Raw genomic sequence first — 19,858 nt, forward strand, 5'->3', positions numbered from 1 at the left:
AATTAGATAATGAGGAAATGTGTTAATTTGATAATTTATTAGTTGAGATCATTTTCTAATTTTCTCATTGACCAATTTTCTAATTTATATATTAAGGTATTTGTCTAAATAATCTGAGCGTTCTTTCAGGCTATTGATATAAGCGTCTTCCTGATGTTCTGAAATAATTTCATAACCATATCTTCGATACGTCTGAATAATTTCATTCATTGGTCCTACGCCAATTTTTATCGTAATCTGAACATTTTCAAGATCAGCTTCAGATACAAAACAACCCAGGATTTTACCATTATTGCTTTCTACAATTTGCGTAACCTGACCCATCGAATAGTCTAGAAGTCCTTTTTGAACGATAATTATGCCGCCTTGTTCTTTTAAAAATGGAGTTTCCTGAAAAAATTTCATGATATCTTCCATTTCATAATACCCAATGTAAGCATTATTTTCGTCCAGAACCGATACCACATTGGTATGATTCTTTGCAAAAACTTCTAAAACATCAAGCCACAACATTGATTTTCGTGCAAAAAAACGTTCCAGAGTATATTTGTAATCAATAACTTTTTTATCTGTGTCAAAAGTTTCAACATCATCAGCAGCGATACTTCCAATGAAAATTCCGTTTTCCAAAACCGGAAAATGCGAAAAATTCAAATCAGCAAAAAAGTCCTGAACCGAGGCTATCGTTTCCTGACTATCTATCGCTCTGAAATCATTGGTGATATAGTTTATAATTTCTGTCATAAATCTGTTAAGGATATTTCATGCAAAATAATCAAAAAATAGCAAAAACTGCTACGTTTTACTTTGTATTTTTGTCGTAACAAATATAGTGTTACTAGAATTAATTATCTATTCATATGACAAAGTTAAGTGTAAATATCAATAAAATTGCAACCCTTCGAAATGCCAGAGGAGGAAATGTTCCTGATTTATTAAAAGTTGCGGCCGATATTCAGAAATTCGGAGCGCAGGGAATTACCATTCATCCACGTCCAGATGAGCGTCATATTCGTTATCAGGATGCACGAGATTTAAAAGCAATCGTTCACACCGAATATAATATCGAAGGAAATCCACAACATAATTTTATCGATTTGGTTTTAGAATGCAAACCAACTCAGGTAACATTAGTTCCGGATGCAATTGGAGCGATCACATCTTCGGCAGGTTGGGACACGATAAAAAATCAGGAATATTTAACTGAAGTAATTCAGGAATTTCAACGTAACGGAATCAGAACTTCGATTTTTGTTGATCCGGTTCTGGAAATCATCGAAGGAGCAAAAAAAACAGGAACAGATCGTATCGAATTATATACAGAAGCTTTTGCGCATCAATACGATTTAGGAAATAAAAACGGAATTGATCCTTATGTTAAAGCTGCAGCATTAGCAAACGAATTAGGTTTAGGAATCAATGCCGGACACGATTTAAGTTTAGATAATATTCAGTTTTTCAAACAAAATATTCCAGGTTTATTAGAAGTTTCTATCGGCCATGCTTTAATTGCTGAGGCACTTTATCTAGGTTTAGATAATGTGGTGAATATGTACTTGAATAAATTGAAATAATATAAAAAGGAGTAGGGCATGACCCGCAGAAAAAGCGGGTCGGGCTATTCGTTTCAATCTTTCGTTTTTTAAAGAAAAAAACGAAAGGATTTCCACTACTATCCCTCATGCGACATTCCGGTCGTGACAAACTTTTTACGGGTACAAGTTTACACCAAAGAATAAAATATTTACATCAGCTAAGAATTGATTTATAATTGATTACTTTCGCACTTTTCTTATTAAAATGAAGTGTTGAAAGCTATAATTCTCCTTTTCTTATTCTCCTTTTCTACTGTATTTGCGCAATCTAAAGCCACTATAATAGGAAACATAAAATCTTCTGAAAACGAAAACCTTCCGGGTGCCAGTATTTCTTTAGAAATAAAAAAACAGCACTATTACGCAGTATCTGATACTCTGGGTAATTTTAAGCAAAACATTTCTTTAGGGCAATTAAAAATAACAGTGACTCAATTGGGTTATCTGCAGAAAACGCTACATTTTGATTTTCTAAAAGACACTATAATTTCAATAGTGTTAGAAAGGGATATTTCTCTTTTAAAAGAAGTGGTAGTAGCCAATGATAAAAAAAAGAGTATTACGAATTTGTCTGGAGGTAAATTATCTTTCAATCTAAAAGAATTATCCTCTGTACCAACAGTCTTGGGTACTACCGATATTGTAAAACTTTTGCAGCTAACGCCAGGCGTACAAAATTCAGGAGATGCAAACGGATATTTATATGTAAGAGGAGGAGATCCGGGGCATAATGCAATACTATACGACGGAACTCCTATTTATGGAATGTCGCATTTATTGGGTGTTTTTCCTTTCTATAACACAGATCATATTAAAGAAGTCGAATTTGATAAATCGAGTTCGAATTCAAAATATGGTGGACGTTTAAGTTCTACAACGCTTTTAGTCCCAAATAAAAAAATACCATCTGAGTTGGGTATTCAGGGAAATGTTGGAATCCTGGCGTCGCAACTTACCTTAACGGTTCCTGTAAATGATAAAGTGGGTTTTTATATCTCAGGACGAAAAACTTATATAGATGAAACCGTTGGGCCATTATTACGTTCAGATTCAGAAAGCAATGATGCTCAGGATATGAAATATGGTTTCTCTGATGGGAATGTTACTTTGGTTTCGCAAATTTCTAAAAAGAATTTCCTTTCTGTAGATGCTTTTATTAGTGCAGACGAATTGAAAATAAAAGATGGTGAGCTTGCATTAAAAACGAATTTAAAATGGAGTAATTTTACAGTTGCTCCCACTTTGGTAACTACTTTTTCGCCAGTATTAAGCATGTCAAATGCGGTTTATTTTAGTAAATATTCTAATGAACTAAATATGGAGCAAGCTACAATACAGTTTGGAGTTTCTTCGTACGTAAAAGATTTTGGCTTTAATAATGCCTTTCGTTATTCGATAAAAAATATTCCTATCGAATCTGGAGTACAATATGCACATCATAATTTACAACCTCAAAAAGTAAATGTCGAAAATCTTACCAATAATGATACTTCTCAAAATAATATAATTAATGCTGATGAAGTTGCTGTTTTTACGACCATTAAACCCAAATTAACAGATCGGTTAAATGCTGAACTGGGACTTAGAATTAATTACTATATAGCAGGTTCAAATGACTCATACTTGCATTTTCAGCCTCGTGTTTTATTAAATTATGTTGCAAACGAAAAATATTCTTTTTACGGATCTTACAACAGGCAATATCAATATTTGAGTTTAGTAACTACTTCAAGCGTAGGGATTCCTACTGATTTTTGGATCGCAAGTTCAAACGGAATAAAACCACAATCTTCTGACGAATTTTCGATAGGTGCAAATCAAAATATTTCAAAAAGTATTTCTTCTTCTTTCGGAGGATTCTATCGATTGATGAGTAATTTACTCGAATATCCTTATGGAATAACTCAGTTTAACGAAATCACAACATTAAAAAATGATTTACTAGTTGGAAAAGGAAAAGCATACGGATTAGAGATGATGTTGCGCAAAAACAGCGGCAAATTTACAGGTTGGTTAAGTTATACGCTAAGTTGGTCTGATCGAAATTTTGATGAACTGAATAACGGAAACACTTATTTTGCCAAATACGACAGAAGACATAATCTTTCGGTAGTTGGGATGTATGATTTGAATTCAAAGTGGAACTTTGGTATTACTCAGGTATTTAGTTCGGGAAATCGTTTTACGATGCCAACTTCATGGTATTTTATCAATAATAATCCTGTCAAAGAATATTCAGAATATAATAATGCAAAAATGCCAAATTATCTCCGGACAGATCTCTCCGTTAATTACTTTTTCCTGAAAACAAATAAAAAAGAAAGCGCTTTGAATTTTTCGATTTATAATACTTTTAATATCGAAAATCCAATTTATGTTTTTTTGAATATTCAGGTTAATGAAGATAAAAATAACGTGATTGTAAAACAGGAGAAAAAAGTTTTATACAGAATATTGCCTTCGATAAGCTGGAGATTTAAATTTTAAAAGTCATGAAAAAATACATACTATTTCTCTTTGTTTTAATTGCTGTAAGTTGTTCTAAAGATGATTTTAGCGAACAAAGTAATGAGTCTAAAATTGTAGTCGAAGGATGGATAGAAGAAGGCGATTATGCTCACGTTTTGTTGTCGAGCAGTATTCCCGTTGCCGATGCAATTGATTCTACAAATGTTTTAAATCACGTGATAAGATCTGCAAAAATCACCATTTCTGATGGTCAGACTTCAGAGGTTTTGAGAGTGACAAATGATAAAAATCGCATACCGCCATTTGTTTATTTTGGTTCAACTCTAAAAGGCGAAACAGGAAAACAATATTCATTAAAAATAGAATATTTAGACAGAGTTATTGAGGCAGTAACATCAATTCCGCCATCTGTTGAGTTAAAAAGTGCCGAATATATAAAAAAGGCTGCTACAGATACTATAGGTTATATTTTTGTGAAATTTGATGATCCCGTAAATCAGAAAAATTATTATCAGATTGCTACAAAAATCGATAAAGAAGAACCCATTTTTACACCTGCATTTTATGGGAATTTAGATGATACAAACTTTGCAACTCCGTCAATTTCAATGCAAATAAACAGAGGACTTTTGCTTTTTTCTAAAACTAAATTCACGCCATATTTTACAGATGGCAATTTGATTCATGTAAAATTAAGAACCCAAAACAAAGACGCCTTAGATTTCTGGAACGGCTGGCAAAACGAAATTGTAAATAATAAGAATCCAATTTATCCTTCGAATACAAGTCTTAAGTCGAATATAAAAGGAGGAATAGGCATTTGGGCGGGATATGGGCAAAGTACTATAATTGTTAGAACACCACCTAAAAAATAATGCCGATTTGAAACCATTCAAATCGGCATTAAATGAATTATTAAAAACTATTTATTTTTTAAAAGATGCTGCAAAATCTTTATACTTAGTTAGCAAATCATTAAATCCAGTTGAGAAATAAACGCTTGCTGCTACTTCGGTATTATCATTGAATTTTAAGTACAATACTTCGTCAAGATAAGGTCGTGAAAATAATTCTCCAGTACCATCCCATGTCCAGTAACCACCTTTTGCATACCAAACAGGTAAATCGAAAGTATATTCACCTGATTTATCTGAATGTTGAACAAGTTCAGCAATTTTAGTTCCGTCTTTTTTAGAAACTAAAATTAACTTAAAGTTTTTATTAAAGCCGGCTGCAATACCTTCAGATTGTTTTTTCTCGTTTGCATTTATAGTGGTGTAATATGCTTTGTAATTACTGTTAGCTTTATCGTAATCCGGATAAGCAGGGCGAACTAAACTTTTGTATAAAGCTTCTCTGTCAGTTGCTTCAGTAGCTAAATCCATATCTGCGATAATTACAAAATTATCCAATAATGTAAATAGACCATTTGCTTTTCCTTTGTATTGAGCAAGTTGCTCGTTATTTAGTAAAGCATCAATGTTTGCTGAGCTTCCTCCGTTAAAGTCAACTAATATTTTTCCGTTATAAGTAAGTACCGCTTTCGAAGTAGTTGCTGTACCTTTTTTACCACTCATTTCCCAAACGTAACCATCATTTAGGCTCATTTTGTAAGCAAACTCATCTGGTGCTGGTTTGCTGTTAGAATACTTAGCAGTTTGAGTAAGAGAAGCAGACTGAACGTTATCAATTGTTAATGTTGCATCAGTTGAAGTAGGTAAAAAGAAGTAGTCATATACAGTTGGAGTATGTATCATTTCTTGTTTCTCACTGTCATAGTTCCATTCGCCGTAAGTGTCAGTATTTTTTACTTTAATATCTGATGAAACACTATTAGCTGATAAAACAGCGTTGTTTGTAGTTTGGCTTTTTTTAGCAGGGAAAATAAATTTTAATTCAGTTTTCGAAGCAGTTTTAACCCAGATTTTTTTAGTATTATCCCAGGTATAAATACCATAAACACCAGAAATATTTAAAATTTCTTCAATACCGTTACTACTTTTTCCGTCAAAAATATCAACTTGATCGATGCTAAATAAATGTCCAAGATTTTGAATTGCTTCAATTGCACTTGAGCTTTTTGTTTTGTTAAGCTGAACCAACATTTCGTTTGCTTCTACCTCAAGCTTTTGTTTTTGTTGTGCCGGGGTTAAAGACGAATAAGGTTTTTTAACAAGTTCTGCAATTTGTTCAGCAAGGGTTTTGTCTTTTGTAGGCTCCTCTGTTTTTGGGTCTGTTGTAGGATCTGTATTGTCATCGCTAGAACAAGAGATAGCAAATTGCGAAAGAACTACCGCGCATAAAAGAAATTTTTTAATCATGGTCATGGTTTAAATTAAATGATTAAATCAAAATTTAGTTTTGATTTTTTAATGCCGCAAGATAATGTTTATATTAGTTTTTACTTTACGGGAAACCGTAAGGCTGTAAATATTTTTTTAATAAAATTGAACTAAAAAACATTTGATAAAATTTATTAGGTTACACTTTGCGGGATAAGTTTTACCTTTGTTTTTATGTTTTTAAAAACCAAAATATAAATGTTATACTCAAAAATAGAAGGCGAAGGAAAACCATTTATTATCATGCACGGATTTTTGGGCATGTCTGATAATTGGAAAACTTTGGCAGGACAATATGTAGAAGCCGGATTTCAGGTTCATATTTTAGATTTGCGAAATCACGGGCGTAGTTTTCATTCAGACGAATGGAGTTACGAAGCCATGGTACAAGATGTTTTCGAATATTGTCAGGCAAATCAATTGACAAGAATTGATATTCTGGGACATTCGATGGGAGGAAAAGTAGCCATGCTTTTTGCAACTACACATCCTGAAATTGTAGATAAACTAATTGTGGCCGATATTGGTCCCCGATTTTACAAGCAACATCATCAGGATATTTTGGCAGGACTAAATGCAATTGATTTTTCTGTAAAACCAAGCCGAAACGATGTCGAAGCAACTTTATCAGAATATGTTCCGGATTTTGGAACGCGTCAGTTTTTATTAAAGAATTTATATTGGCAGGAACCGGGACAATTGGCGTTTAGATTTAATCTGGAAGCTTTTAATAATAATCTCGATGCTATTGGAAAAGCTTTAGATAGTGATTTGGTATTTGATAAACCAACCTTATTTATTCGCGGCGGAAATTCAGGATATATTCAGGATGCCGATTTTGATGCCATTCGTCAGCAATTTCCAAACGTTAAGTTCGAAACAATTCCAAATGCGGGACATTGGCTTCATGCCGAAAACCCTAAATTGTTTTTTGAATTAACGACGGAGTTTTTAAAAGAATAGTTTAAAAAATCTAAAATTAAACACATAGAGACATAAGCATTAGATGTGTAAAAAGAATAAAAAAAAGAAACTAGTTTATTTACACATAGCTATGTTTGTTGATGTTGGTGAAACGTCTTTTATGAGTTTGTAATATCTATGATTCTATGTGTTTTAAAAAAAAATACACCTAACCAGTTGTAAATTTTATTACATTTAATATAACTTTAAAAAATCAAAAAACATGAAAATATTACTTAGACTCCTTGTTACCGCGGCCTTAGTGTTGCTAATTGCTAATTTTTTAACCGGTGTTCATGTGGCCAGTTTTGGTACAGCCGTAATCGTTGCAATTGTTTTAGGATTACTAAATCTTTTTATAAAACCAATATTAGTTATCCTGACATTACCCGTCACCTTTATTACTTTAGGTTTGTTTTTATTGGTAATTAACGCCATCATTATTTTATTGTGTACCAATATTGTTGGAGGTTTTGCAGTAGATTCTTTCTGGACCGCTTTATTGTTTAGTATTATACTGTCTATTCTTCAGTCTATTACTTATAAGATACTTGGAGACGATAAATAAAATAAATATTGAAAGCGTGTTTAAAACGTCTTCAAATACAATGGATTAAAAACTTGGTTGGGTTGCAAAAATTTTATAATTTTGCAACCCAATTTTATTATGTAAATTAAAGAAGAAGATGGATATTAAAAGAGTAGCAATAGACGCTGTGAATGAAACGATCGTAATGACAGTTGTTCACATGGATTATAAAGGTCAGGTAGCAAAAAGAATAAACGAAAAAATGCCATTGGCTACCGTAAAAGGTTTTAGAAAAGGGCAAGTTCCTAAAGACCTTGTTGAAAAACAATACGGAAAAGCAATCAAGCAAGAAGAAGTTAAAAAAGTAGTTGATTTGGCTTTAGAGCGTTTTGTTCAATCTGAAAGATTAAATCTTTTAGGAACTCCTCTTGCTAAAGAAAACGAAAACTTTGATTGGGATGCAGAAGAATTAACTTTCGAATACGAAATTGGTTTAGTACCAAACTTCGAAATTGACTTAGAAGCTAAAAACAATATCGTAAAATATATCGTTACTGCTGATGATAAATTAATCGACGGACAAGTAGAACGTATCCAAAAACAATTCGGAAAAGCAATTCCTCAGGATAAAGTTGAAGCTGATTCAGACTTAACCGGAACTTTCTCAAACGAAGAAAAAGGAATCAACAATACCACTACAATTGCTGTATCTACTTTCAACAAAGCTGCTGCTGATAAATTCATCGGTAAAAAAGTTGGAGACGTTGTTACAGTAAGCACAAAAGGTTTATTTGCTGATGATCACCAATTAATGGATTACTTAAAAGTATCTCATGATGATGTTCACGGTTTAGATATCGAAGTAAACTTTACTATCGAAGCAATCAACGGAGCAGAATTGGCAGAATTAAACCAAGAGCTTTTTGATAAACTTTTTGGTGAAGGAAAAGTAGCTTCTCTAGAAGATTTAAAATCTAAAATCAAAGAAGATGCTGAAGCTCAATTCGCGCAACAAGCAGATCAAAAATTATTATTAGACGTTCAGGATTTCCTGATCGAAAGTACAAAATTTGATTTACCAGCTGAATTCCTTAAAAAATGGTTACAAACTGTAGGAGAGAAAAAACTTTCTGCAGAAGAAGCTGAAGTTGAATACGCAAGATCTGAAAAAGGATTACGTTTTCAATTAATCGAAGGAAAAGCTATGGCTCAAAGCAATATCCAAATTACATTCGAAGACTTGAAAGCTTTTACAACAAACGCTATCAGACAACAAATGGCTCAATTTGGACAAACAAACCCAACTGACGAAGAAGTACAAGGAATCGTGGCTAGAGTTTTATCTAACCAGGACGAAGTAAAAAGACTTTCTGAGCAAGTTGTGGCAGAAAAATTGTTAGAAGTGTTCAAAGAAAAAGCAAATCCAACAACTAAAGAAGTAACTTACGAAGAATTTATTGCTGCGTCTTACGGAGAATAATTTCTAAAACAATAAGTATTTTGAGCGTCAGGAAGTTTTTTCCTGACGCTCTTTTGTTTTAATTTATTTTTGATTACTTTTCAGAAGCTAATCCAGCTATCCGTTACAAGTTTTTTTACGGCTGCCTTTTTTTGTAAGGTAAAAAAAGAGCTTCCGCTGGTCGCTTTTTTTTACCAACAAAAAATAGTTGCCATTTCAAAAAGCTTTTCACTACTATCTGGGCTATCTACGAAACAAGCGTGAGAACTTGAAACAAATAAAGCTGAAACTTGAACAATTTTAAAAATAAGACAAATTGACATCCTTTAGAAAGAGGTACAACCTTTGATGAAGAATAAACACAGATATTACGTAAAACTTAGAACACTTAAAATATGAACTACGGTAAAGAATTCAAAAAATTTGCTACAAAGCACCAAGGAGTAAACGCAATGTACTACGACAAAATCGTAGCAGCAATGAACCCAACAAACATGACTCCATATATTATTGAAGAACGCCAGTTGAATATTTCTCAATTAGACGTTTTTTCAAGATTAATGATGGACAGAATTATCTTTCTGGGAACAGGTATCGACGATCAAATCGCTAATATCGTTCAGGCTCAGTTATTATTTTTAGAAAGTGCTGATGCATCAAAAGACATTCAAATTTATCTTAATTCTCCGGGAGGAAGCGTTTACGCAGGATTAGGAATTTACGATACAATGCAATACATCAAACCAGATGTAGCGACAATTTGTACAGGTATGGCAGCTTCTATGGGAGCAGTTTTATTATGTGCAGGAGCAGCAGGAAAACGTTCAGCTTTACCACATTCAAGAGTAATGATTCACCAACCATCAGGAGGAGCACAAGGAGTTGCAACTGACATGGAAATCAACCTACGTGAAATGTTGAAACTAAAAGATGAATTATACCATATCATCTCTCAACATTCAGGACAAACTTTTGATAAAGTACACAAAGACAGTGAGCGCGATTACTGGATGAAAGCTGACGAAGCTAAAGAGTACGGAATGATCGACGAAGTATTGAGAAGAAGCTAATTTTTTTTTAAAAGGTTCAAAGGTTCAAAGTTGCAAAGGGACTAAGGTTCTAAGATGAACTTGAAACTTAAAAAAAAAATTAAACTTGAAACAAAAATAAAAGTTAATAGGTTGCTAAGTTTCTGAGGTTTTAGTGATAAATCTCAGAAACTTAGTAACTTTGCAGCTTATGTAACTAAAAAAGAATGGCTAAAGTAGTATTAGAATGTTCGTTTTGTGGAAGAAAGAAGCCAGAAACCAATTTATTAATTGCAGGTATTAATGCACATATCTGCGATAAGTGTATTGAACAAGCACACGGAATTGTAATAGAAGAATTAAAATCGAGCGGAAGCGCGAAACTTGTTGGGGATTTAATTTTAAAGAAACCAAAAGAAATCAGAGCTTTCCTGGATCAATATGTTATTGGTCAGGATCAGACTAAAAAAGTAATGTCAGTTGCCGTTTACAATCACTACAAACGTTTAATGCAACAGCAACTAGACGACGAAGTAGAGATTGAAAAAAGTAACATCATCATGGTGGGACAAACCGGAACAGGAAAAACATTGGTAGCTAAAACTATCGCAAAAATGTTAGACGTTCCTTTGGCGATCGTAGATGCAACAGTACTTACAGAAGCTGGTTATGTAGGAGAAGATGTCGAAAGTATTTTGACACGTTTACTACAAGCCGCTGATTATGACGTAACAAAAGCCGAAAGAGGAATCGTATTTATAGATGAAATTGATAAAATTGCCCGTAAGAGCGATAATCCATCTATAACACGTGACGTTTCTGGTGAAGGAGTGCAACAAGCTTTATTGAAATTATTAGAAGGAACAGTTGTAAACGTGCCGCCAAAAGGAGGACGTAAACATCCGGACCAGAAATTTGTTGAGGTAAATACTCAAAATATCCTGTTTATTGCAGGAGGAGCTTTTGATGGAGTAGAACGTATTATTTCTAAACGTTTAAACCGTCAGGCAGTTGGATATTCTACTTCTAAAAATGTAGACAATATCGACAAAGACAATTTATTACAATATATTATTCCAAAAGACATCAAAGATTTCGGATTAATTCCTGAAATTATTGGTCGTTTGCCGGTTTTAACGCATATGGATCCTCTTGACAGAGAAACCTTGCGTGCGATTTTAACACAACCTAAAAATGCGTTAATCAAACAATATCAAAAATTATTCTTAATGGATGATGTTGAATTTAATATTTCAGATGAAGCATTAGATTTTATTGTTGACAAAGCATTAGAATACAAATTAGGAGCTCGTGGATTACGTTCTTTATGCGAAGCCATCTTGACAGATGCGATGTACGAATTACCAAGTTCAGACGATAAAGTGTTGACAATCGATAAAGATTACGCAAAACACACTTTGAATAAAAACTTATTGAAGCGAATGGAAATTGCTTCGTAAATCTTGATATTATTTTGTCGAAGTTTTAGACTTTGACAAAGTTTACCTAAAACCTGCTCATTTTTTTGAGCAGGTTTTTTTATACTTTTTTTGCACTCTTTCCGTTTCTGTTTTTATGTAAATTGGCATTATGAAAAAAGTATTCTTTATTATAAGTTTTGTGCTGGTATTGTCTTGTAAGAACAATAAAAAAGAACTCAGGGAAGCAAGTGTTTTTGTGGCCGAAAAAACAATAGAAAATGTTTCTGATGAAAAGTCTCGTAACGAAATAAAAGACATAAATTATAGTGCATTTTACAAAGAAGCGAAGCAATATTGCAAACGTAATAATCTCAATCAGGATACATTTTTCTTAATAGATTTAGGTGTACATTCTGGTCTTAAGCGATTTTTTGTTTATGACTTTAAGAAAAATAAAATAGTACAATCCTATATGGTAAGTCATGGTTGCGGCGATAATAGCTGGGGTGCAACGATGTCTAAAGATAACGCACCAATAAGCAACGAGTTCGATTCGCACTGTTCTTCGATAGGTAAATTTATTATTCTGGATCGCGGCGTAAGCCAGTGGGGAATAAAGGTAAATTATGTCTTGCAGGGAAAAGATAAAACAAATTCGCATGCCAGAAGTCGCGCCATAGTTTTGCATTCCTGGGAAGCCATTTCAAGTCACGAAGTTTATCCTCAGGGAACTCCTGAAGGCTGGGGCTGTCCCGCAGTATCTAATGAAAGCATGAGAGAAATTGATAAACTTCTCAAAGAAAATAAAAATGTCCTAATGTGGATTATTAAGTCGTAAGTTTGGTTTAAGCTCACCAACCTGATCTTCTTATAAAAATAAAATGTCTCGCATAGCCCTGATCGAAACGGCATCCTTTTGTGCTCGCCCCTGCGGGCACAAAAGATATAGTGTAGAGCAGGACAAAAGGTCTTTTGAGAATTAAACTTCTGCTCCTTAAAAAAATTATTGCACCCTAAATTTCTCGCGATATTCAATAGGTTTCATGCCTACCATTTTAAAAAATACTTTTCTAAAAGCTTTAGGATCATTGTAACCCGTTTTTTCGATAATCTCAGAAATCGAAAGCTGGGTTTGTTCCAGATATTTTTTAGAACTCTCAACTCTAATATTCTGTAAATATTCAATTGGCGGAATTCCTGTAACTTGTTTGAATCGTCGTGTCATGTTTCGGGCACTCGTTGGGATGTCTTTTGTAATCTCTTCCAGTTTTTCGATCGTACTATACTGACTTTCTATTTTTTGCTGCAACATCGCAACCAAAGTGTCATTATGCAAATGGTTGGGTCTAAAAGTGCTAAAATAGCTTTGTTTGTACCGGTTTAAGTCGATCGAGAAAATTTTGGCAATTTGTACGGCAATTTCATTTCCGCAATATTTCTGAACCAGTAAAATCAATAAATGAAATGTTGAGGTCGAACCACCGCTGGTATATAAACTGCCATCGGCCGTTAAGGTTTCTTCGGCTTTAAGTTTCACTAACGGAAAAGCTTTTGTAAAAGCACTGCAGGCATCGACATGAGTTGTGGCTAGTTTTTCGTTTAATAATCCTGAAGCGGCAAACAAAAATGCTCCGGTACAAAAACTGGCTAATTCAGCTCCGGACTGATGCTGTTTTTTAAGCCAAGGAATAAAATTCTTGTTTTTTGCAATCATTTCACTCATATTATCTGTGGTAAAAGCCGGAATTAAAATGAGATCTAAAAATTCATTAGATGTTTCGATAGCATTAATTTCATACCCAAATAATCGTTCCTGATTGATTTGCTCCGTCAACTGAAAAACCATAATTTCAAAAGGTTTTTTGTTTTCTTCCGAAAGTTTATTGGCCGTTTCAAACACTTCTAAAATGGCAGCAATACTTAATAATTTATAGTCGTGTGGTACAAGTAAACCTACTTTCTTGCTCATGATTTTGTGGTTTTTGCAAAGTTAACTTCTGTACAAAAGTAATTATTTTGTCTTAAATGCCCCTAAAGTTGACTTTTAATGTATCGTAAAGGTTTTGCTAAAATTTTAAATTTGCTTTAAATAATTTGTAATTTTATAAAAAAGGAACTTCAATTTTAATAAATAAACAATGATAACAGTACAGAATACGATTCATGCATCGATAGATAAAGTTTGGGATTTCTGGACCTTACCGGAGCATATTAAAAAATGGAATATTGCAATAGACGACTGGCTTACTGAAGAAGTAGAAAATGATTTGAAAGAAAAAGGGAAATTCAAATATAAAATGAGTAAAAAAGACGGAAGCCTGAGTTTTGATTTTGAGGGAATATATACTAAAGTCGAAAATTTGTCATTAATAGAATATAGGCTTGATGATAACAGAACCGGAAAAGTAAGTTTTGAACACAACGGAAATACAGTAAAAATCACAGAAACTTTCGAACCTACAAAACAAGATTCTGAAAGTATGCAGGAAAAATGGTGTCAGACCGTTATAGATAATTTTAAAAAATACGTCGAAAATAATTAATTTAAATAATAAATAAAAAAACAATGATAACAGTAGAAAGCACAATTAATGCATCGATAGATAAGGTTTGGGAATTTTGGACACAACCGGAACATATTAAAAACTGGAGCTTCGCTTCGGCAGAATGGCACACGCCTTATGCAGAAAATGATCTAAGAGCAGGCGGAAAATTCAAATCGACTATGGCCGCAAAAGATGGTAGTATGAGTTTTGATTTTGGCGGCGAATATACACTGGTCGAAAATCATAAAGCGATTGAATATGTATTAGATGATGGAAGAAAGGTTGAAATTACTTTTACCGAAACCCCGGACGGAGTAGAAATCATACAAAGTTTTGACCCTGAAACTCAAAACTCTGAAGAAATGCAACAAGGAGGCTGGAATGCAATCCTGGATAACTTTAAAAGTTACGTAGAGCAAAATTAGTTTTTTTTTAGAGGTTCAAAGGCACAAAGTAGCAAAGGTTCAAAGTTTTAAAAGCTTTGTGTCTTAGAGTCTTCGCGGCAAAAAAGAACTCCTTAAATTATCTTATATCACTTATATGGTTTAAAACAAAAACAAAAAAAAACAAAAAAATGATGACAAAACAAATATGGTTGAATTTGCCGGTTAAGGATGTGGCAAAAGCTAAAAAATTTTTCTGGAAAATAGGTTTTTCTTTTAATGAACAGCATGATACCCCCAGTTCAACTTGTATGGTGGTAGGTGAATCACATTTTGTTATAATGCTTTTTGAAGAATCACGATTTGCCAGTTTCTCTCAAAATCAATTGACAGATACAGAAACAAGCTCAGAAGTTTTGATTTCTATTAATGCCGAAAGCGTAGCCGAAGTAGATGAATTAGCGCAGAAAGTAGAAGAAGCAGGAGGGAAAATTTTTAGTCCTCCTACAGAAACTCAGGGTTGGATGTACGGTTTTGGCTTCGCAGATTTAGACGGTCATCGTTGGAATGTTTTATTTATGGATTTTAGTAAAATGGAATAATCATGGAAACTTTAGAATTTAAAATAAGAATAAAAGCACCTGCTGAAAAAGTTTGGTCGGTTTTGTGGGATGACGAAACCTATAGAAAATGGACGGGAGTTTTTTGTGAAGGATCATACACAATAACCGATTGGAATCAAGGAGATAAAGTGCATTTCATGTCTCCTAGCGGAGAAGGAATGTATAGTATTATCGAAACTAAAATTCCAAATGAATATATGGCTTTTAAACATTTAGGTGAGATAAAAGACTTTAAGGAAATGCCTATTACCGAAGAAACAAAAAAGTGGAGCGGCGCAATGGAAACCTATCGATTAACTCCGGACGATGAATTTATAGATTTAGTCGCTCAGATTGATACAGTCGAACAGTATATCGAGTATTATAAAGGAGTTTTTCCAAAGGGATTAGAAGTTGTAAAGGAATTATCAGAAGCTGGAGAATAGAATAAAGAGAATAGAGGAAAAAAACAAGACAATAGATTGCAACAAACAAAAAACAAAAATATCATGGCAACAACAGTAAACCCTTATTTAATTTTTAACGGAAATTGCGAAGAAGCATTTCTGTTTTACAAATCAGTTTTTGGAGGCGAATTTCCATATATCGGAAAATTCAAAGACATGCCGGCAGACGAAAATGGCGGTTGTGCTCAGGTATCAGATAAAGATGCCAATAGAGTAATGCACGTTTCATTGCCAATTGGTAATACCATTTTAATGGGAAGTGACAGCAACGAACAATCTGGCGATGTAGCTTTTGGAGGAAACTTTTCAATCTCCATCAATGTCGAAAGCGCAGCCGAAGCGGATAGAATCTTCAACGGACTTTCGGCAAACGGAACGATTTTTATGCCAATGAACAAAACTTTCTGGGGCGCTTATTTCGGAATGTTCAAAGATAAATTCGGTGTGAGCTGGATGGTCAATTTCGATGAAATTCAAAAATAATTTTATATCGCCACGAATTTAGGAATTAGCAATTAAAATCATGAATTCGCAGCTGAAAAATACTCAACTTGTTACGTTATTTCAATAGTAGCGTATTATTGTTAAATTACTCAATAAAGCACATTCATATGTGCTTTTTCTTTTCAAAAAAACAAACAATATTCTTTTTTATCTACAATAGATTGCCGATTTTTGTCGCTTCTTAAAATCAATAGATACAATGGCAATAGAAGGTAAAGAGATTATTTTATTAAAAGTCTCAGGACATGATAAAATAGGAGTAACAGCAGGTTTAACAGCCGTTTTGGCTACTTACGATGCTAATATTTTAGATATTGGTCAGGCTGATATTCATGACACACTTTCTTTGGGAATTTTGTTCGAAATCGAAGCTGGTTCAAGTTCAGGTCCAGTCTTAAAAGATCTATTGTTCAAAGCCTATGAACTAGGCGTTAAGGTGAAATTTATTCCAATTTCTGTAGAAGATTACGAAACCTGGGTAAAATCACAATCAAAACAACGTTACATCATTAATATTTTAGGAGAGAAACTTGCCGCTTCACAATTGGCAGCGGTGACTAAAATAATGTCAGATCAAAACCTGAATATCGATTCTATTATTCGATTAACAGGCAGGACTTCTATCGTCGAGAAAGAAGAATATCCGCGTTCTTGCATACAATTATCCGTTACAGGCGAAATTGTAAACAAGATCATTATGACAGCAAGTTTCATGGAAATTTCAAGAACCCTGAATGTCGATATTTCGTTTCAGGAAGATAATATTTACCGCCGAAACCGCCGTTTGGTTTGCTTCGATATGGACTCTACTTTAATCCAGACCGAAGTGATCGACGAACTGGCAGAACTAAACGGAGTAGGAGATCAGGTTCGTGCCATTACAGAATCTGCCATGAATGGTGAAATTGATTTCAACGAAAGTTTCAAACAACGTATGGCGTTGCTTGAAGGTTTAAGCGAAGATGTTTTACAAAATGTTGCCATCAATTTGCCTATCACAAAAGGAGCGCATCGTTTGATGAAAGCCTTGAAATATTACGGATATAAAACCGCTATTTTATCTGGAGGATTCACCTATTTTGGAGAATACCTGCAAAAAGAATTGGGTATCGATTACGTTCACGCCAATCAATTAGAAATTAAAGACGGTAAATTAACCGGTAAATATTTAGGCGACATCGTAGACGGTCAAAAGAAAGCCGAATACCTAAAAGCCATTGCCGAAAAAGAAGGAATTCACATCAATCAAACTATTGCAGTTGGAGATGGAGCCAACGATTTGCCAATGCTAAACTTAGCTGGTCTGGGAATCGCTTTTCACGCAAAACCAAAAGTGAAAGAAAGCGCTTCAACCTCTATATCAAGTTTAGGTCTTGATGGTGTTTTATACCTTTTAGGATATCACGACAGGTATATCGATATGATGTAATACTAGTTTATCATCCTGAGAGATTTCAAGGCTTCGGTAGAAAGGCTTTTATGTTGGAAAGGGCTTCGACTTCGCTCAGCCTGACAATCGAAATAAAAATAAAAAACCTTAGTTTTCAATAAAGACTAAGGTTTTTTTATGAGCATATCTTTCAGGTTAATCCATTATATATCAAAAGTAAAATCTACTTTTGTTCTAACATGATATCCTTCGTGTTCTCCACAAAGCCATTTAGGAGATTTTTCTAGTATTTTCTTAAGTGACTTTTCTATTTTGATTCCAGTGTCTTTTATAATCTTAACATCTATTATCGACCCATCCATCTCAACAATAAAACTTGTTTGAATTTGCCCTTTGCTTTTATCAATATCGGACTTTTTTAAATTTTCTTTTATGTATTCAATAAACTTTTCCTTTCCACCAGGAAATTCAGGTTTTACTTGAACTGTTTCAAAATCATAAAGTTCTTTTTGAATTGGACTTAATGGTTCAATATTTTGTGATATTAGATTTTGAGTAAATATGATGAAAAGAAATAAAATGTATTTTTTCATTTTTGTTTTTAAAATAGGTCAATTATTTAAGGTTATTGTTTGAAATTACATCTCCTTCAACTGCTCCAAATAATCCCTCTGATTCGAAAGTCTCGGAATTTTATGTTGTCCCCCAAGTTTATCACGTTCCTTTAACCAATCATAAAATAAGTTTTCACGTGCTACATTAATTACTAAAGGGTTTAATGTCATATTGTTGTGGCGTTTCGCTTCGTAATCAGAATTTAAAGTTTGTAAAGTTTCATCGAGAACTTTCTGGAAAAGTCCAACATCAGCAGGTTTTTTCTTGAATTCGATCATCCATTCGTGAGCGCCTTTTTCTTTATCCTGCATAAAAATAGGAGCAACGGTATAATCGATAACTTCAGTTTGTGTAACCTGACACGCTTTGGCAATTGCCTGATCGGTATTCTCGACCATCAACTCTTCCCCAAAAACATTAATATGATGTTTAGTTCTTCCTGTAACACGAATTCTGTACGGATTTAAAGAGGTAAAACGAACCGTATCGCCAATTAAATAACGCCATAAACCAGAATTAGTCGTAATAACAATGGCATAATTTTTATTCAGTTCAACATCAGCCAAACGAATTACTTTTTGTTCCGGAGTGCCAAAAGTATCCATCGAAATAAATTCGTAGAAAATGCCATAATCCAGCATCAACAACAAATCGCTTGAATTGTTTAAATCCTGAATGGCAAAGAAGCCTTCAGAAGCATTGTATATCTCGTAATATTTAAAATCTTTGCTAGGTAAAATTTTCTTGTATTGCTCTTTATAAGGAGAAAAACTCACGCCTCCGTGAAAGTAAACTTCCAGATTTGGCCAAAGCTCTAATAAACTTTGTTTTCCGGTATTTTCTAAAACCTTATTCATTAAAACCAACATCCACGAAGGAACGCCTGCAAAACTCGTTACATTTTCGTTTTTGGTTTCGTTGATGATGGCAGCAATTTTAGCCTCCCATTCACTCATCAATGAAGTTTTACTGCTTGGCGTACTGCTAAATTCAGCCCAAATAGGCATATTCTCGATCAAAATAGCCGATAAATCTCCAAAGAAAGTATTGTTGTTCTCATAGATCTGAGAACTTCCGCCCAAGCGAAGACTTTTTCCTAAAAATAATTCCGAGTCTTCGTTGTTGTTCAGATACAAACAAAGCAAATCTTTGCTTCCTTTATAATGGCAATCTTCAAGCGCTTCGTTACTTACCGGAATAAATTTGCTTTTTGCATTCGTCGTTCCGCTCGATTTGGCAAACCATTTTATGGGAGTTTCCCAAAAAACACCCTGCTCGCCCTGACGTGTACGTTCTATTAAAGGTTGTAATTCTTCATAAGTTGCAATAGGAACCCTTTCGGCAAAAGTTGCATACGACGTTATCGATTCAAAATCATATTTCTTACCTATAATCGTGTTCTCAGATGCCGTCAATAAATTATGCAAAAGTTCCTCCTGAACCTCATTGGGATATTTTAGAAAAAGTTCTATTTGATGTATCCTTTGTTTCAGGACCCATGAGGCAAACGAATTGATTATTGATAAGGGCATGAGTGAAATTTAG

20 protein-coding genes are annotated in these 19,858 nt (G+C 33.8%); 15 read left to right on the forward strand and 5 right to left on the reverse strand.

What is annotated here, in order from left to right; all coding sequences use genetic code 11:
* Positions 1–84 precede the first annotated feature (84 nt).
* Positions 85–744 carry a CBS domain-containing protein gene (locus L0669_RS08780; protein ID WP_263762833.1) on the reverse strand — a complete coding sequence of 220 codons (660 nt, stop codon included), beginning with the start codon at positions 742–744 and terminating at the stop codon, positions 85–87.
* A gap of 116 nt (positions 745–860) precedes the next feature.
* Here L0669_RS08780 and L0669_RS08785 point away from each other — a divergent pair, with 116 nt between their 5' ends.
* The 3 genes from L0669_RS08785 (at position 861) to L0669_RS08795 (ending at position 4,939) form a co-directional block, all read left to right on the forward strand.
* A complete protein-coding gene (locus L0669_RS08785; protein WP_263762835.1) occupies positions 861–1,574 on the forward strand; it encodes a pyridoxine 5'-phosphate synthase in 714 nt (237 codons plus the stop codon).
* A 231-nt stretch (positions 1,575–1,805) separates the two neighbouring features.
* A complete protein-coding gene (locus L0669_RS08790) occupies positions 1,806–4,082 on the forward strand; it encodes a TonB-dependent receptor (RefSeq protein ID WP_263762837.1) in 2,277 nt (758 codons plus the stop codon).
* 5 nt (positions 4,083–4,087) lie between these two features.
* Entirely contained in the window at positions 4,088–4,939 is an 852-nt protein-coding gene (locus L0669_RS08795; protein ID WP_173972216.1) for a DUF4249 domain-containing protein, read from the forward strand.
* 51 nt (positions 4,940–4,990) lie between these two features.
* Here L0669_RS08795 and L0669_RS08800 read toward each other — a convergent pair whose 3' ends face one another.
* Positions 4,991–6,385: a hypothetical protein gene (locus tag L0669_RS08800; protein WP_263762839.1), complete on the reverse strand. Its 1,395-nt coding sequence runs from the start codon at positions 6,383–6,385 to the stop codon at positions 4,991–4,993.
* Between the two features lie 219 nt (positions 6,386–6,604).
* On the opposite strand from L0669_RS08800, the gene L0669_RS08805 reads away from it, so the two are divergent.
* The 6 genes from L0669_RS08805 (at position 6,605) to L0669_RS08830 (ending at position 12,644) form a co-directional block, all read left to right on the forward strand.
* Positions 6,605–7,369 carry an alpha/beta fold hydrolase gene (locus L0669_RS08805; RefSeq protein WP_173972218.1) on the forward strand — a complete coding sequence of 255 codons (765 nt, stop codon included), beginning with the start codon at positions 6,605–6,607 and terminating at the stop codon, positions 7,367–7,369.
* A 223-nt stretch (positions 7,370–7,592) separates the two neighbouring features.
* Positions 7,593–7,937, forward strand: a complete 345-nt coding sequence (locus L0669_RS08810) for a phage holin family protein (protein WP_173972219.1) — start codon at positions 7,593–7,595, stop codon at positions 7,935–7,937.
* Between the two features lie 118 nt (positions 7,938–8,055).
* Positions 8,056–9,378: a trigger factor gene (locus tag L0669_RS08815; RefSeq protein WP_173972220.1), complete on the forward strand. Its 1,323-nt coding sequence runs from the start codon at positions 8,056–8,058 to the stop codon at positions 9,376–9,378.
* Positions 9,379–9,752: 374 nt separating this feature from the next.
* Positions 9,753–10,427 (forward strand): ATP-dependent Clp endopeptidase proteolytic subunit ClpP, encoded by a 675-nt coding sequence (gene clpP, locus L0669_RS08820; protein WP_055095106.1) that lies wholly within the window; start codon positions 9,753–9,755, stop codon positions 10,425–10,427.
* Between the two features lie 185 nt (positions 10,428–10,612).
* A complete protein-coding gene (gene clpX, locus L0669_RS08825; RefSeq protein ID WP_056245443.1) occupies positions 10,613–11,845 on the forward strand; it encodes an ATP-dependent Clp protease ATP-binding subunit ClpX in 1,233 nt (410 codons plus the stop codon).
* 130 nt (positions 11,846–11,975) lie between these two features.
* A complete protein-coding gene (locus tag L0669_RS08830) occupies positions 11,976–12,644 on the forward strand; it encodes a murein L,D-transpeptidase catalytic domain family protein (protein WP_263762841.1) in 669 nt (222 codons plus the stop codon).
* Positions 12,645–12,809: 165 nt separating this feature from the next.
* On the opposite strand, the gene L0669_RS08835 is transcribed toward L0669_RS08830, so the two are convergent.
* Positions 12,810–13,775, reverse strand: coding sequence for a GlxA family transcriptional regulator (locus tag L0669_RS08835; protein WP_263762843.1), 966 nt, complete (start codon positions 13,773–13,775; stop codon positions 12,810–12,812).
* A 169-nt stretch (positions 13,776–13,944) separates the two neighbouring features.
* On the opposite strand from L0669_RS08835, the gene L0669_RS08840 reads away from it, so the two are divergent.
* From L0669_RS08840 to serB, 6 genes are all read left to right on the forward strand, one after another.
* On the forward strand, positions 13,945–14,349 hold the full coding sequence (locus L0669_RS08840) for an SRPBCC domain-containing protein (protein WP_263762845.1): 405 nt from the start codon (positions 13,945–13,947) through the stop codon (positions 14,347–14,349).
* Positions 14,350–14,372: 23 nt separating this feature from the next.
* Positions 14,373–14,777, forward strand: a complete 405-nt coding sequence (locus tag L0669_RS08845) for an SRPBCC family protein (protein ID WP_263762847.1) — start codon at positions 14,373–14,375, stop codon at positions 14,775–14,777.
* A 152-nt stretch (positions 14,778–14,929) separates the two neighbouring features.
* Positions 14,930–15,337, forward strand: coding sequence for a VOC family protein (locus tag L0669_RS08850; protein WP_263763923.1), 408 nt, complete (start codon positions 14,930–14,932; stop codon positions 15,335–15,337).
* A 2-nt stretch (positions 15,338–15,339) separates the two neighbouring features.
* Positions 15,340–15,783, forward strand: a complete 444-nt coding sequence (locus L0669_RS08855; RefSeq protein ID WP_263762849.1) for an SRPBCC family protein — start codon at positions 15,340–15,342, stop codon at positions 15,781–15,783.
* 63 nt (positions 15,784–15,846) lie between these two features.
* Positions 15,847–16,287 (forward strand): VOC family protein, encoded by a 441-nt coding sequence (locus tag L0669_RS08860; protein WP_263762851.1) that lies wholly within the window; start codon positions 15,847–15,849, stop codon positions 16,285–16,287.
* Positions 16,288–16,507: 220 nt separating this feature from the next.
* Complete coding sequence (gene serB, locus L0669_RS08865; RefSeq protein WP_173970756.1) at positions 16,508–17,737, forward strand: phosphoserine phosphatase SerB; 1,230 nt, start codon at positions 16,508–16,510, stop codon at positions 17,735–17,737.
* Positions 17,738–17,901: 164 nt separating this feature from the next.
* Here the strand turns inward: serB and L0669_RS08870 are convergent, their stop codons facing one another.
* Complete coding sequence (locus tag L0669_RS08870; protein WP_263762853.1) at positions 17,902–18,291, reverse strand: hypothetical protein; 390 nt, start codon at positions 18,289–18,291, stop codon at positions 17,902–17,904.
* Between the two features lie 45 nt (positions 18,292–18,336).
* The gene (locus L0669_RS08875; protein WP_173970754.1) at positions 18,337–19,845 is read right to left on the reverse strand and encodes a GH3 auxin-responsive promoter family protein; all 1,509 of its coding nucleotides are present in this window, start codon (positions 19,843–19,845) and stop codon (positions 18,337–18,339) included.
* Positions 19,846–19,858 lie beyond the last annotated feature (13 nt).

It is taken from the genome of Flavobacterium bizetiae (assembly GCF_024271895.1).
Taxonomy (GTDB): domain Bacteria; phylum Bacteroidota; class Bacteroidia; order Flavobacteriales; family Flavobacteriaceae; genus Flavobacterium; species Flavobacterium bizetiae.